We start from the raw sequence: 13,533 nt of genomic DNA, 5'->3' as shown, positions 1-13,533 counted from the left end.
TATGGGAAAGATAGCAGAACGTTTAAAGAATGGTATTATCACAGAGAACCCAACCTTTGTCCAGATGCTTGGTATGTGTCCGACACTTGCGGTTACATCTTCCGCGATCAATGGACTGGGTATGGGACTTACAACGATGGTGATCCTGACGATGAGCAACTTTATGATCTCCCTGCTCCGGAAGCTGATTCCGGACAAGGTGCGTATTCCGGCTTACATCGTAATCATCGCTTCCTTTGTAACAATCGTACAGTTTTTACTGCAGGCATATATTCCAAGCCTGAACGACAGCCTGGGAATCTTCATTCCACTGATCGTTGTAAACTGTATCATCTTAGGTAGAGCAGAGAGCTATGCATCAAAGAATCCGGTGATTCCATCCATCTTTGATGGTATCGGTATGGGACTTGGATTTACAGTCGGACTGACTACCATCGGTATCATCCGTGAGATCCTTGGATCTGGCAGCATCTTTGGATTCAGTTTTGTAAAGGCTGTTGAGAATTTTGCTGAGAGTCATGCAAGTGAGAAGGTCTTCCAGATCTTGTCCGATCAGGGACTGTTCCAGCCGGCAAGTATTTTTGTATCGGCACCGGGCGCATTCCTTGTACTGGCATTTATCATTGCATTTATCAACCGTCGTCATATCAAGAAGGCAAAGAAGACGGGCGAGAAGGCAGAGACATGCAGACTGGCAGATTGCGCAAGCTGTGCAAATGCCATGTGTGCAGGCAAGGGAAAGGAGGAGTAGGATATGAACATTATTTTATTAGCGATATCCGCTGCTCTTGTGAACAATGTAATCCTGAGCCAGTTCATGGGTATCTGTCCATTTTTAGGAGTATCAAAGAAGGTAAGCACAGCAGCCGGTATGGGCGGTGCGGTTATCTTCGTTATGACGATTGCTTCGGCGGTGACAAGTGTGATTTATCATTTCGTGCTTGTGCCACTTAAGCTTTCTTATCTGAACACGATTGTGTTTATCTTAGTGATTGCGGCACTGGTACAGTTTGTGGAGATGTTCTTAAAGAAGACGATTCCATCGCTGTATGAAGCGCTGGGCGTGTACCTGCCACTGATCACAACAAACTGTGCAGTGCTTGGTATCGCACTCAAAAATGTGCAGGATGATTTAAACATTGGAGAGTCTATCATCAACGGTATGTTCTCCGCAGTCGGATTTGCGATTGCGATTATCGTAATGGCAGGCATCCGGGAGAAGATTGATAAAAATGATATACCGGAAAGCTTCAAAGGAGCGCCAATCGTGCTGATCACAGCCGGTCTTATGGCAATCGCTTTCCTTGGATTGAACGGATTGATTTAGAGGAGGCGAAGAAATGGGAGCATCGATTTTGTACGCGGCTGCGGTCATTGGAATTGTCGGAATTTTAGCCGGAATCCTTCTGGGTGTAGCGAGCGAGAAGTTTAAAGTCAAAGTAGACGAAAAAGAAATTAAAGTACGTGAGGCATTGCCGGGTAATAACTGTGGAGGTTGTGGATATCCGGGGTGTGATGGTCTTGCGGCTGCAATCGCAAAAGGCGAAGCGAAGCCGGATGCCTGTCCGGTCGGTGGCGAGGCCGTAGCAAAGAAGATTGTAGAGATCGTCGGTGGGGAGATCGACAGTGTCAGACATGTAGCACATGTGAAATGTGCCGGAACCTGCGAGAAAGCAAAGGATGCGTACGATTATGTCGGACCAGAGGATTGCCAGATTGCGGCGAATGCACCAGGCGGCGGACCAAAGGGTTGTAGCTTCGGTTGTCTTGGTTATGGTTCATGTAAGCGTGCCTGCCAGTTTGATGCAATTTCCATCGTAGATGGTGTGGCAGTTGTGGACAAAGACAAATGTAAGTCCTGCGGACAGTGTGTACTTGCCTGTCCGAGACATATCATCGAGATGGTACCGGAAGATGCCGGTGCAATCGTCGAGTGTAATTCGAAGGAATTCGGTAAAGACGTAAAGGCGGTCTGCAGCGCAGGCTGTATCGGATGTGGTCTGTGTCAGAGAAACTGTCCACAGGGCGCAATCACAGTGAAGGATCACCTTGCAGTCGTTGACTATGCAAAATGTACCGGCTGCGGCACCTGCAAGGAAAAATGCCCGGTTAAAATAATAAAGTAGACGATATGTGTTAATATAATAAAGTGTATCAAGTTGTACATAATTACAATTCTGACACAGACCGTTGAAGCACGCTGGTACTTAATGAATGGCAAACTTGTTTGCCGTGAATTTAGTACCACTGCGTGATGAACCGAGCGAGAGCGTGTCTGTGTGGAATTCGTAATTATGTACGACTTGTATATCACGATATTAATACATAAGATGGGAGAGAGTATGGGAAGAGATTACGTTATTATCACTGATTCATCGAACGATTTACCAGTCGGCTATGCCGAGGAACAGGGCGTCGTGATTATTCCAATCAGCTTTGAAATCGGCGATGAAGTATTTGATGGAAGAGAAAAAACACTGACAAAGAAAGAGTTCTATGACCGCATGCGTGCGGGACAGGGAACAAAGACAGCAGCGCCGAACATCAACGATATTGAAGAGGAGTTTGAGAAGGCACTGTCCGCAGGAAAAGACGTATTATTTACCTGTCTTTCCTCCGGTATCAGCAGTACGATCAACAACGCGTTTGTATGTAAGGAAGAGATGCAGGAGAAATATCCGGATGCGGAAATCTGTGTGTTTGATTCCATCTGCGCGAGTGGTGGACATGGACTGCTGATCTATCATGCGATTGAGAACAAGAAAAAAGGCATGTCCGTCAAAGAGAACATGCAGGCACTCGAAGAGCTGAAGCATCGTATCGTGCACAAATTCACGGTGGATGATCTGACCTATTTGCAGAGAGGTGGACGTATCTCCAAGACGGCAGCCGTTATCGGTGGCATGATCCAGTTGAAGCCGGTTCTGCATGTGGATACAGAGGGAAGACTTGCAGCTGAGAGTAAAGTGCGTGGACGTAAGAAAGCGTTAAACCAGCTGCTTGCAGAGATGGATATCTGTACAGGAGGCTATGCAGACAAGCAGGATGTAGTACTGATCTGTCACGCGGATTGTCCGGAGGATGCGGAGTATGTCCGGGCAAAGGTAGAGGAGAAGTATCATCCAAATAAGATCATTATGAGCGAGGTCGGACCAATCGTCGGAGCACACGTTGGACCGGGAACGATGGTACTTATTTTTGAAGGTGACAAGCGATAAGCTTTCGCATATACTAACTATAAAAAGCGAAGGTATGCGATGCGCTTTTTAGAATTAAAAGAAAAAGAAGTTATAAACTGCAAAGATTGCAGGCGGCTCGGCTATGTTGCCGATGTCGAGTTTGATTGTGAGACAGGGAAGATACTTGCAATCATCGTACCGGGACCGGGAAAATTATTTTCCTGCTTTGGTTCGGGAACGGAATATTACATCCGGTATTGCAACATTGTGCGTATCGGACCGGACATTGTTCTGGTCGATATTGATGCCTGCGATATACGGAAAATTCAGGGAGGAAAGGAATAAACATATGAAGTGCCCATTTTGCGGAGATGATAATACGCGTGTGATTGACTCAAGACCAGCAGATGACAACGAGGCAATCCGTAGAAGAAGACAGTGTGATGAATGTGGAAAGCGTTTTACTACGTATGAGAAGGTAGAGACGATTCCTCTGATTGTAATCAAGAAGGATAAGAATCGTGAGACATATGACCGTTCCAAGATTGAGTCAGGAGTGGTACGTTCCTGTCACAAACGTCCGGTATCTGTGGATCAGATCGAGGCATGTGTGGATGAGATCGAGAACAAGATTTTCAATCTCGGCGTGCGTGAAATCGAAAGCGAGAAGATTGGTGAGATTGTAATGGATCAGATTCGTGATCTGGATCAGGTTGCATATGTGCGTTTCGCATCCGTCTACCGTCAGTTCAAGGATGCGGATACGTTTATGAGTGAGTTGAAGAAGCTTCTGGATACAAAGTAGACGGAACTGAAAGGGACGTTATGGATTATATCAAACTGATCGAAGGTGCAGAGGGCGAGATTGTCGAGAAGAAATCCCGTTTTATTGCGCAGATTGCCCCGGTTGAGACAGAAGAAGAGGCGTATGCATTTATCGAGAAGATTAAGAAGAAGCATTACGATGCACGGCATAACTGCTTTGCATTTTCCGTGGGCGCTGAGATGCCGCTGCTCCGGTTCTCGGATGATGGAGAACCACAGGGCACTGCAGGAAAGCCGATGCTGGAGTTGATTCAGAATTCTGGAATCCATGATATCTGTGTGGTTGTGACACGGTATTTTGGCGGTACACTGCTTGGTACGGGCGGACTTGTCCGTGCATATACGCAGACAACAAAGGAAGCCCTAGAAGCGTGTACGACGAAGTTAATGCAACAGTTGCTTCCTGTTTTGATCCGGACGAATTATACGGATATGGGGAAAATACAATATATCCTGAATACGAGACAGGTTGCGATCATCAACACGGAATTCGCAGAGGATGTGGTCTTTACGGTACATATTCCGGTTGGCGATGCGAAAGCAATCTTAAAAGAGATAACCGATGCGACGAATGCAAGAGCGCAGATCGAAGAACAGGACGAGATCTTTGGATGATCTCGTCCTGTTTTTGTATCATATTAAATGTATGTTCCAATAATTAAAAAATATGAAATCATAGAATATAATTCACGAAGAAATATACGATGGTAATCAGTAAAAGCACCGGGATCCACTTGGCAAGTGTCCGGCTTTTTTTGATAAACACCGAAAGTACAAGCGACAGAAGATAGGCAAGCAGACTGACAAGTGTTACCTGTAACAGAGTTGCAGTTCCGTAGGTGATGCCGTTGCATAGCATGCCGATTCCGTAGATTGGAAGGATGCCAGCCAGAAGTCCCGTGCATAAAATACCATATCTGCGTTTGCCAGAAAGTGCGATGTAGATGCCACGTTCCTGATCCTGTAAGAACAACATCAGGCTGAACAGAGAAGCAAACAGGACGAGCAGACAGGTGCATTCGTAGATTGGAAGCTGGATACGATAGGTATTTTCCTTATAATCGTAGGCACCGTCTGTGACAGAGGACATACGGAAGATTGTGTCACTGTTCATATATGCCTGCATGCGGCTTTTTAACTCTTCAGATAACGCTGCATCGTCGATCGTGTCAACCAGAATCTGTGGGGATGCAACCTTGAAGATATAATGGAAGAATGTCTCGCAGATGGCAGAGGAAAGTGTACTTGCACTTGTCTCATACAAGGAAACCTTTGGTTCCCCGGAGCCTGCAATGTAGCCGGAGAAAAATCCATCTGGCAGGACAAAACCGCATTCTGCATCACCCGCCTGTACATCCCGGATTACATCTGTGGACGCATCTACATAATAAAACTGATAGAGCGAGGCACTGGCATCTAATTCCTCTTTGAACTGTGTCGTATACGCACTGGTATCTTCCAGATATACGGCAACACGGATTTCTGTGGACTGGCTTTTCGCTGGAAGCAATGCATAGATTCCAGTTAAGATGAGCAGGACGCCCAGCATGCACCAATATAGCTTTCGATGTAAAATTCGTTTCCATGCGACAATCAGTCGGTTCATAACAAAACTCCCAAATGTTTAATAAAGTGCGTGGCAGAAAATCTGCATTACATACGTTCCCGGCAGATACGGACGGATCTGCTGTATCACCTTTGGCAGCAGAACATCCGGTAGAAGTCCGCCACCGCAGTAGGCAAGCACCAGCACAACAAATAACAGACAGATATTTGCGGAAAAGGTACTTCTGGAAAAGGTTGCGATTCCGGCGATCAGCAGTGCAATCAAAAGCAGTGCAGGGATGATCGTCAGAAGTCCGTTCAGGTTTGCGTGCCCCATCCAGATGGAGATTCCGATATAGCACGGCAGGAACAGGATATACAGAGCAAGAAACGTGTGGAGCGTGTTTGCTGCCAGTATATGTCCGCGGTTTAGGTGATACAGCTTCATGCATTCGCAGATGCCATTTCCGGTTCCCTGTAAATATGGAATCAGCAGGAATGCAAGAAAACAGAGACTTAATATAATCGCAAATGCGGCATAGTGCTGTGTGAATGTCACACTTCCTGCATCCTCTGCCTGTATCGTCTTCATATAATTTGTCTTGTTCATGACACGGTCTAGGTATACGAAGTTCACACGGTTGGAAAGCTCACGTATCTGTTCCGGTGTAAATTCGTGGGCACGTGTCGTGTCAAGGCCGCTGTAAATACCAGCCTGAGCAGTTCCGAGCAGTCCGGCGTAGGACATGAACAATTCGTTGATGATATAAGAGGATATGGAGCTGTTGTCGTAAACAACGATATCAAGCGGTACATTTGTACTGTCCATAATTCCAGAGAAAAACTGCTCCGGGACGATGATCAGATACAGGATTTCATGCGAAGCAAGCATGTTATAGCCTTCCTCGACGCTGTTTACCTGTACGAGCTGGACGGTTTCCTCCATTCCTTCTAAATCCTGTAACATACCAATGCCAAGCTGGTTTAGGTCCAGGTTGTCGTCCTGTGGCAGATAGTATCCGATGGAAATCGCAGAAAATACATTTTCCTTATATAGATGTCTGGATAGATAAAATCCTGCGGTTCCAGTCAGGAGAAGCAACAGTAACAATGAGACAAACATCGATGGCAGATAGTGTAACAGCCGTTTGCAGTTGGCGCGGATGAAATTGAAAAACATATGGATGTGAGACATAAGTTCCTCTTAAATTTAATTTCTTAGCAGATCAATATAATTAGTGCCCTCTGGCAGATGCGACGCATCGAAGAGTGTGCCATTTTTCAGAAGATAGACTGTGTGGCAGAACTGAAAAACGGCTTCCTCATGGGAGGCAATCACAATGGAATTTCCAAGACTTAAATAATAACGCATAAACTGCATGGCATCCTGTTTGGCTGGAAGATCCAGTGCTGCAAATGGCTCATCCATCAGCAGAATCTGTGGTGCATCGAGCAGGGCACACGCGAGACTGAGCCGCTTTTTCATACCACCGGACATATTTTTGACCGGAGTATCCAGAAATGTCTGGATTCCAAGCTGGGCGAGCGGTGGTGCCTGCAATGCCTGCAGGATTTCGGATTTGCGTTTGTTCGTCCACATACGCAGATTATCCACAGGCTTTAGCTCATCATAGAGCGGATTTTCCTGTGGGACATAGCCGATTCTTACATCTGGTGTTCCGGCATATTTTTTTGCAATGCAGGAAAGCAACGTGGATTTCCCGGAGCCGTTGACGCCTAAAATCCCGATGGCACAGCCTTCCGGGACGGGAAAAGACACATCGTTCAACACCTGTTTTTTTCCGTATGATTTTGAGATATGTTCAATCTGAAACATAATAACTCCTTTGATTGGTTTTCGATTGCGATTTTTGCATCCGTTCAAGTCTTTGGTTCTTTGAATTAAGATAGCATTTTTAGGTAGAATATACAAGTAGAAAGCGCGGATAAGTGGATTTTGTCTATGGACTTTATATTACAAATTTGCTATAATTTTAAACATATATGACATGGCGTATATTTATGCGCAACGGAAACTTGTTAGAACGAAAGACATGGGGTACATACATTATGAATGGAACGAGATTAGCGAAGAAAAATGATCTGGCGATGAAGGTGATGGTTGCTTTTGCAATCGCGAAAATCGTAGTATTGATTATTAATCATAAGACACAGGAGGGATTTGTGCCGCTGCTGGTATTATTTGCATTGTTTGCGGTTGGAAATGTTGTGTTCCAGCTGATCAATGACCGCAGTGAACTGATGAAATTCACATCGGTCACAGCATTTTCTGTGCTGGTACTTGTGTCTGTATTTGTATCCGGCTCGGTGATGGAGGCACTTCCGATCTTTATCGCGATGGGCATGTGTATCATCTATATGGATACGTTCCATATCCGTGTGACATGTGGCGTATCAACACTCGGCATTCTGGTTGAGACGATCATTCAGATCGCAAAGCATGGATTTGCACTATCAGCTACATGGATAGAGATTCTGCTTTTAGCAGCTATTTTCACATTTGGAATTCTGATGGCTTGTAACATTACTTTGCGCGAGCAGGAGACAGACCGTCAGGAAATTGAGTACCATGTTGCATATCAGGAAGAAATCACAGAGAACATGGTCAAGGTCGTTGATAACGGAAATGCGCATATCGAGCAGCTGCAGTCAAAGCTGGATAACTTCCAGGCAGCGACAGCAGAAGTAACGAAGTCTGTTGATGCCATTTCAACCGGCGTTACCGATACGGCAGAGAATATGGAAGTGTCAACAACGATGACACAGCAGATTCAGGATATTATTGATAACCTGATCGACGTCAAGGACAATACCGTACAGTCGACACACCGGGCAATCGAATCTGTAAAGTCCGGTTTAGATATTATTGAAAGTCTGAAGGATAAGTCGGACGATATCAATGTTGCAAATGAAGATGTAACACGTGTATCCGAAGAACTCTGCGAGAAGATTCAGTCCGCAGAGGAAATCACACAAATCATCTATCAGATCTCCAGCCAGACAAACCTTCTTGCGTTAAATGCAAGTATTGAGGCCGCACGTGCAGGAGAGCAGGGACGTGGATTTGCCGTGGTTGCAGATGAAATTCGTAAATTAGCGGATGATACAAGAAGTTCGATTGACAGTATTACACAGTTGTTGAAGGGTGTGACGGATCTTGCCAATCATACATCGGATCTGGTTCGCCGAAGCGTTGATGCCGTATCAGAACAGGCGAAATATATCGAGGCGGCAGATGGAAGCTTCCAGACAATTGCTGGGGCAGTGGAAGAATTATCCGGCGATATGAAGCAACTTGATAAGCTGTCTGGAAATCTGGATGCATCGAACAATTCCATCATTGACGGTCTGGCAAATCAGCAGGCTGCCAGTGAAGAAATCGCAGCAAATGCACAGTCCTCCGCAGATCTGTGCGAGACAAACTTAAATGAATTAAATGGTGTCATTGATGAGTTAAATGAGATTGCGAAGATTATCGGAAGTCTGCGTGCGGCTGATTTAGAAGAAATCAATAAGATGTTAGATGAGACAACCGTTCAGACTGTATCTCGTGACACAACCGATTATTCAGATTATTTTTCAGAGGATGATGGACAGGAAGCAGAGGCTCCTGCGAGTGCATCCGCAGAGGAAGATGACGCAGAGGAGTCCGAATCCGAAGAGACAGAACCGGCGGAGACAGATTCAACGGAAGAGACAGAACCGGTGGAGACAGATCCAACCGAAGATGCGTCGGAGGAAACATGCGAAGATTCTGAGGATACACAGGCTGGGATAGATGAAGCATATGAATCCTGGGAAGATGCAGAAGACAGCGGAGAAAACAGTGGAATAGAAGAAAACCGGGATGAAGAAGCAGCAGAAGAAGATGAAGAGATAAGTGAAGATCCCGAAACGGAAGATGATACAGAATATGATGCGGATACAGACGAAGAGGACTCTGATCAGGAATAATCAGTAGTCCTCCTCGATGACCTGAAAGTCAAGATAATCAAAATCGATGGATTCGATGAAATTATCCTGCGTGAACCGGGTTCTTGCATGACGAATAAAATCCTGCTGGTTGGATTTTAACCAGATAGGCTTCGCTAAATCAAAGGTGTAGCATAGCTCGTCAAGGGCGGCATACACCTTTTTTGTACGCGTCATGGTATAGTCCTCGATGCAGACGGTATGGTCTTTGACGAGACGGTTATCTTTCATTATTTTTCCCCAGATACGAAACATAGTATCACCTGCCTTGGTAGTATAGAATATGTCACAGAGAATGAAATCATGCCCGGTGTGACAGAATTATTATATCGGGCATAAGACAAAAAAACAAGTTAAGATAACAAGTGATTTAAAATAAAGGAGCAACAATATGAGTTACAAATTGATTACCAAAGATGGAAGTGCCAAGCGTGGCGAATTTACGACACCGCATGGCGTGATCCAGACACCGGTCTTTATGAATGTCGGTACAGCCGCCGCCATCAAGGGTGCGGTATCGACGGAGGATCTGCAGACGATCGGAACGCAGGTGGAATTGTCAAACACCTATCATTTGCATGTGAGACCAGGCGACGAGGTTGTAAAGAAACTCGGCGGTTTGCATAAGTTTATGGTATGGGACAAGCCAATTCTGACCGATTCCGGCGGATTTCAGGTATTCTCACTTGCAGGACTCAGAAAGATTAAAGAAGAGGGTGTAACATTCCATTCGCATGTTGATGGACGTCTCATATTTATGGGACCGGAGGAGAGTATGCAGATTCAGTCAAACCTTGCATCTACGATTGCAATGGCATTCGATGAATGTGCACCGGCCAAGGCAGACCGTTCCTACATCCAGCCATCGGTAGACCGTACAACACGCTGGTTAGAGCGGTGCAAGCGGGAGATGCATAGGCTGAATAGTCTCGAAGATACGATTAACAAGCAGCAGATGCTCTTCGGTATCAATCAGGGAGGCGTTATAGATGATATCCGTATCGAGCATGCGAAGCGGATTGCAGACATGGATTTAGATGGTTATGCAATCGGCGGGCTGGCAGTTGGAGAGACACATGCGGAGATGTATCGGATTATCGAGTCAGTCATTCCGTATCTGCCGGAGAACAAACCAACTTATCTGATGGGGGTTGGTACACCGGCGAATATATTGGAAGCTGTAGAACGCGGAGTTGATTTCTTTGATTGTGTATATCCATCCCGGAATGGCAGACATGGTCATGTCTATACAAACCATGGTAAGCTGAATCTGTTCAATGCAAAATATGAACTGGATGAGCGTCCAATTGAGGAAAGCTGTGGATGCCCGGCGTGCAGGAAGTATTCGAGAGCCTATATCCGCCATCTGCTCAAAGCAAAGGAAATGCTTGGAATGAGATTTTGTGTCTTGCATAATTTATATTTTTATAATAATATGATGAGTGAGATTCGGGAGGCAATCGAGGAACATCGTTATAGTGAATATAAACGACAGAAATTAGAAGGCTTTCAAAATCAAGAATAAATAAAAGGAGTTTTAAGACATGTTATTAACATTACTGGAATCAACAGCAACAACAGCAAAACAGCCAAGTGGATTGTTCTGGGTTATCTACATTGTAATCTTAGTCGGATTCATGTGGTTACTGATCATCCGTCCACAGAAGAAGCAGAAGAAGCAGATGGAAGATCTGCACAAGGCAATGGAACCGGGTGACAACATCATGACCACAGGTGGTTTCTATGGTACAATCCTTGATATCGTAGATGATACAACAGTTATCGTAGAGTTCGGTAACAACAAGAACTGCCGTATCCCAATGCACAAGAACGCAATCGCTGAGATTGAAAAAGCAGGTTCCGCAGTCGTAAAGGATGAGGAAGAGGATACACCTGTAAAGGAAGAGAAAAAGGAAGACAAGAAAGCAGATAAGAAGCTTGGAAAGACAAAGGAATAATCCGGATTTGTTATGAGAAATGCAGATACTAGCCATGTTTGCATATTCTACAAAAAATGACAAAAAAGGTGTAGACGAAATTATGACTTTGTGAGAAAATGTAGTTGATGGTGTTTTGTATGTAAGAAACATCTCTCTATAAAATTTTAATATTGAAAGGAGTTCCACAATGATTTACACGAAGGAAGTTGAAAACATGTGCCCAGTAGCCAAGGGCGCAAAGCATGAGCCAGCTCCTATTCCTGAAGAAGGAAAGTGGGTACACTCAAAGAAGATTGAAGATATCTCTGGTTTTACACATGGTGTTGGCTGGTGCGCACCACAGCAGGGTGCTTGTAAACTTTCACTGAACGTTAAGAATGGCGTAATTGAAGAGGCTTTGGTTGAGACAATCGGTTGTTCCGGTATGACACATTCTGCAGCTATGGCAGCAGAGGTTCTGCAGGGTAAGACAATCCTTGAGGCTCTGAACACAGACCTTGTATGTGATGCTATCAATACAGCTATGAGAGAGCTGTTCCTTCAGATTGTTTATGGTCGTACACAGAGTGCTTTCTCTGATGACGGTCTTGCAGTTGGAGCAGGTCTTGAGGATCTTGGTAAGGGCCTTCGTTCTCAGGTTGGTACAATGTACGCAACTAAGGAGAAGGGTGTTCGTTACCTTGAGATGGCTGAGGGCTATGTAACAGGTATCGCACTTGATGCAGATAACGAAGTTATCGGATACCAGTTCGTTTCTCTTGGAAAGATGACAGACTTCATTAAGAAGGGTGATGATCCTAACACAGCATGGGAGAAGGCAAAGGGTCAGTATGGCCGTGTTGCTGATGCAGTGAAGATTATCGATCCTAGACAGGAATAAGAGGAAAGGAGAAACGACAATGGCTTTATTTGAATCATATGAAAGAAGAATTGACCAGATTAACGCTGTATTGAACAGCTATGGTATCAGCTCTATCGAAGAAGCTGAGAAGATTACAAAGGACGCTGGACTTGATGTTTACGATCAGGTTAAGAAGATTCAGCCAATTTGTTTTGAGAATGCTTGCTGGGCTTACACAGTTGGTGCAGCAATCGCAATTAAGAAGGGTTGCAGAAGAGCAGCAGATGCTGCAGCAGCAATCGGTGAAGGACTTCAGTCTTTCTGTATCCCGGGTTCAGTTGCTGATCACCGTAAGGTAGGTCTTGGACATGGTAACCTTGGTAAGATGCTCCTTGAGGAAGAGACAGAGTGTTTCTGTTTCCTTGCAGGACATGAGTCATTCGCAGCTGCTGAGGGTGCAATCGGTATCGCAGAGAAGGCTAATAAGGTACGTCAGAAGCCACTTCGTGTTATCTTGAACGGTCTTGGTAAGGATGCAGCTCAGATTATCTCACGTATTAACGGATTTACATTTGTTGAGACAAAGTATGATTACAAGGCAGCTAAGCTGAACATAGTATATGAGAAGCCATATTCAACAGGTCTTCGTGCAACTGTTAAGTGTTATGGTGCTGACGATGTTCAGGAAGGTGTTGCAATCATGCATCATGAGAATGTTGGTGTATCTATCACAGGTAACTCAACAAACCCAACACGTTTCCAGCATCCGGTAGCAGGTACATACAAGAAGGAATGTATCGAGCAGGGTAAGAAGTACTTCTCCGTAGCATCCGGTGGTGGTACAGGTCGTACACTTCACCCAGATAACATGGCAGCAGGTCCTGCTTCTTATGGTATGACAGATACTATGGGACGTATGCACAGTGATGCACAGTTCGCAGGTTCTTCATCTGTACCAGCTCACGTAGAGATGATGGGTCTGATCGGTATGGGTAACAACCCTATGGTTGGTGCTACTGTTGCAGTTGCAGTTTCTGTTGAGGAAGCAGCAAAGGCTGGAAAGTTCTAGAGACAATGAGCCGTGCATAACGGATAAAAAAATGGCTGGTCAAGCTTGCTTGAAACCAGTCATTTTTTTATCCGTTTATATAGGGCGAATGCCCGAGACCGGGTGCATGCGAAGCATGCGCCGGTTCACGGCTCATTGTTG

Annotated in this window: 16 protein-coding genes; 12 read left to right on the top strand and 4 right to left on the bottom strand. The window is 45.1% G+C overall.

Annotated elements, in window-relative coordinates:
* Position 1 precedes the first annotated feature (1 nt).
* The 7 genes from rsxE to H9Q76_RS09760 all read left to right on the top strand — a co-directional run bounded on the left by rsxE (position 2) and on the right by H9Q76_RS09760 (position 4,619).
* On the top strand, positions 2-751 hold the full coding sequence (rsxE, locus tag H9Q76_RS09790) for an electron transport complex subunit RsxE (RefSeq protein ID WP_249321026.1): 750 nt from the start codon (positions 2-4) through the stop codon (positions 749-751).
* A 3-nt stretch (positions 752-754) separates the two neighbouring features.
* The gene (locus H9Q76_RS09785; protein WP_117781351.1) at positions 755-1,327 is read left to right on the top strand and encodes an electron transport complex protein RnfA; all 573 of its coding nucleotides are present in this window, start codon (positions 755-757) and stop codon (positions 1,325-1,327) included.
* A 13-nt stretch (positions 1,328-1,340) separates the two neighbouring features.
* Positions 1,341-2,126 carry an RnfABCDGE type electron transport complex subunit B gene (locus tag H9Q76_RS09780; protein WP_249321025.1) on the top strand — a complete coding sequence of 262 codons (786 nt, stop codon included), beginning with the start codon at positions 1,341-1,343 and terminating at the stop codon, positions 2,124-2,126.
* Between the two features lie 216 nt (positions 2,127-2,342).
* Positions 2,343-3,218, top strand: coding sequence for a DegV family protein (locus tag H9Q76_RS09775; protein ID WP_118544759.1), 876 nt, complete (start codon positions 2,343-2,345; stop codon positions 3,216-3,218).
* A gap of 39 nt (positions 3,219-3,257) precedes the next feature.
* Positions 3,258-3,524, top strand: coding sequence for a YlmC/YmxH family sporulation protein (locus H9Q76_RS09770; RefSeq protein ID WP_021986307.1), 267 nt, complete (start codon positions 3,258-3,260; stop codon positions 3,522-3,524).
* 4 nt (positions 3,525-3,528) lie between these two features.
* The gene (gene nrdR / locus H9Q76_RS09765; RefSeq protein ID WP_021986306.1) at positions 3,529-3,984 is read left to right on the top strand and encodes a transcriptional regulator NrdR; all 456 of its coding nucleotides are present in this window, start codon (positions 3,529-3,531) and stop codon (positions 3,982-3,984) included.
* A gap of 20 nt (positions 3,985-4,004) precedes the next feature.
* On the top strand, positions 4,005-4,619 hold the full coding sequence (locus H9Q76_RS09760) for a YigZ family protein (RefSeq protein WP_249321024.1): 615 nt from the start codon (positions 4,005-4,007) through the stop codon (positions 4,617-4,619).
* 58 nt (positions 4,620-4,677) lie between these two features.
* Here H9Q76_RS09760 and H9Q76_RS09755 read toward each other — a convergent pair whose 3' ends face one another.
* The 3 genes from H9Q76_RS09755 to H9Q76_RS09745 are packed head-to-tail and all read right to left on the bottom strand — an operon-like array spanning position 4,678 to position 7,386.
* Positions 4,678-5,610, bottom strand: coding sequence for an ABC transporter permease (locus H9Q76_RS09755; protein WP_117781355.1), 933 nt, complete (start codon positions 5,608-5,610; stop codon positions 4,678-4,680).
* 18 nt (positions 5,611-5,628) lie between these two features.
* Complete coding sequence (locus tag H9Q76_RS09750) at positions 5,629-6,744, bottom strand: ABC transporter permease (RefSeq protein ID WP_249321023.1); 1,116 nt, start codon at positions 6,742-6,744, stop codon at positions 5,629-5,631.
* A gap of 15 nt (positions 6,745-6,759) precedes the next feature.
* Positions 6,760-7,386: an ATP-binding cassette domain-containing protein gene (locus tag H9Q76_RS09745; RefSeq protein ID WP_021986302.1), complete on the bottom strand. Its 627-nt coding sequence runs from the start codon at positions 7,384-7,386 to the stop codon at positions 6,760-6,762.
* Between the two features lie 185 nt (positions 7,387-7,571).
* On the opposite strand from H9Q76_RS09745, the gene H9Q76_RS09740 reads away from it, so the two are divergent.
* Positions 7,572-9,524 (top strand): methyl-accepting chemotaxis protein, encoded by a 1,953-nt coding sequence (locus H9Q76_RS09740; RefSeq protein WP_249321022.1) that lies wholly within the window; start codon positions 7,572-7,574, stop codon positions 9,522-9,524.
* Here the strand turns inward: H9Q76_RS09740 and H9Q76_RS09735 are convergent, their stop codons facing one another.
* Positions 9,525-9,797 (bottom strand): hypothetical protein, encoded by a 273-nt coding sequence (locus tag H9Q76_RS09735; RefSeq protein WP_117781358.1) that lies wholly within the window; start codon positions 9,795-9,797, stop codon positions 9,525-9,527.
* A 136-nt stretch (positions 9,798-9,933) separates the two neighbouring features.
* On the opposite strand from H9Q76_RS09735, the gene tgt reads away from it, so the two are divergent.
* From tgt to H9Q76_RS09715, 4 genes are all read left to right on the top strand, one after another.
* Positions 9,934-11,067: a tRNA guanosine(34) transglycosylase Tgt gene (gene tgt, locus H9Q76_RS09730; RefSeq protein ID WP_118670517.1), complete on the top strand. Its 1,134-nt coding sequence runs from the start codon at positions 9,934-9,936 to the stop codon at positions 11,065-11,067.
* A 19-nt stretch (positions 11,068-11,086) separates the two neighbouring features.
* Positions 11,087-11,500, top strand: a complete 414-nt coding sequence (gene yajC, locus H9Q76_RS09725) for a preprotein translocase subunit YajC (protein ID WP_021986297.1) — start codon at positions 11,087-11,089, stop codon at positions 11,498-11,500.
* 169 nt (positions 11,501-11,669) lie between these two features.
* Complete coding sequence (locus tag H9Q76_RS09720; protein ID WP_021986296.1) at positions 11,670-12,362, top strand: iron-sulfur cluster assembly scaffold protein; 693 nt, start codon at positions 11,670-11,672, stop codon at positions 12,360-12,362.
* Between the two features lie 19 nt (positions 12,363-12,381).
* On the top strand, positions 12,382-13,392 hold the full coding sequence (locus H9Q76_RS09715) for a GGGtGRT protein (RefSeq protein ID WP_021986295.1): 1,011 nt from the start codon (positions 12,382-12,384) through the stop codon (positions 13,390-13,392).
* Positions 13,393-13,533: the final 141 nt, after the last annotated feature.

It is taken from the genome of Wujia chipingensis, from assembly GCF_014337155.1.
GTDB lineage: Bacteria > Bacillota > Clostridia > Lachnospirales > Lachnospiraceae > Coprococcus_C > Coprococcus_C hominis.
The sequence above is the reverse complement of the archived record's forward strand: the minus strand, read 5'-3'. Positions and strand labels throughout refer to the sequence as shown.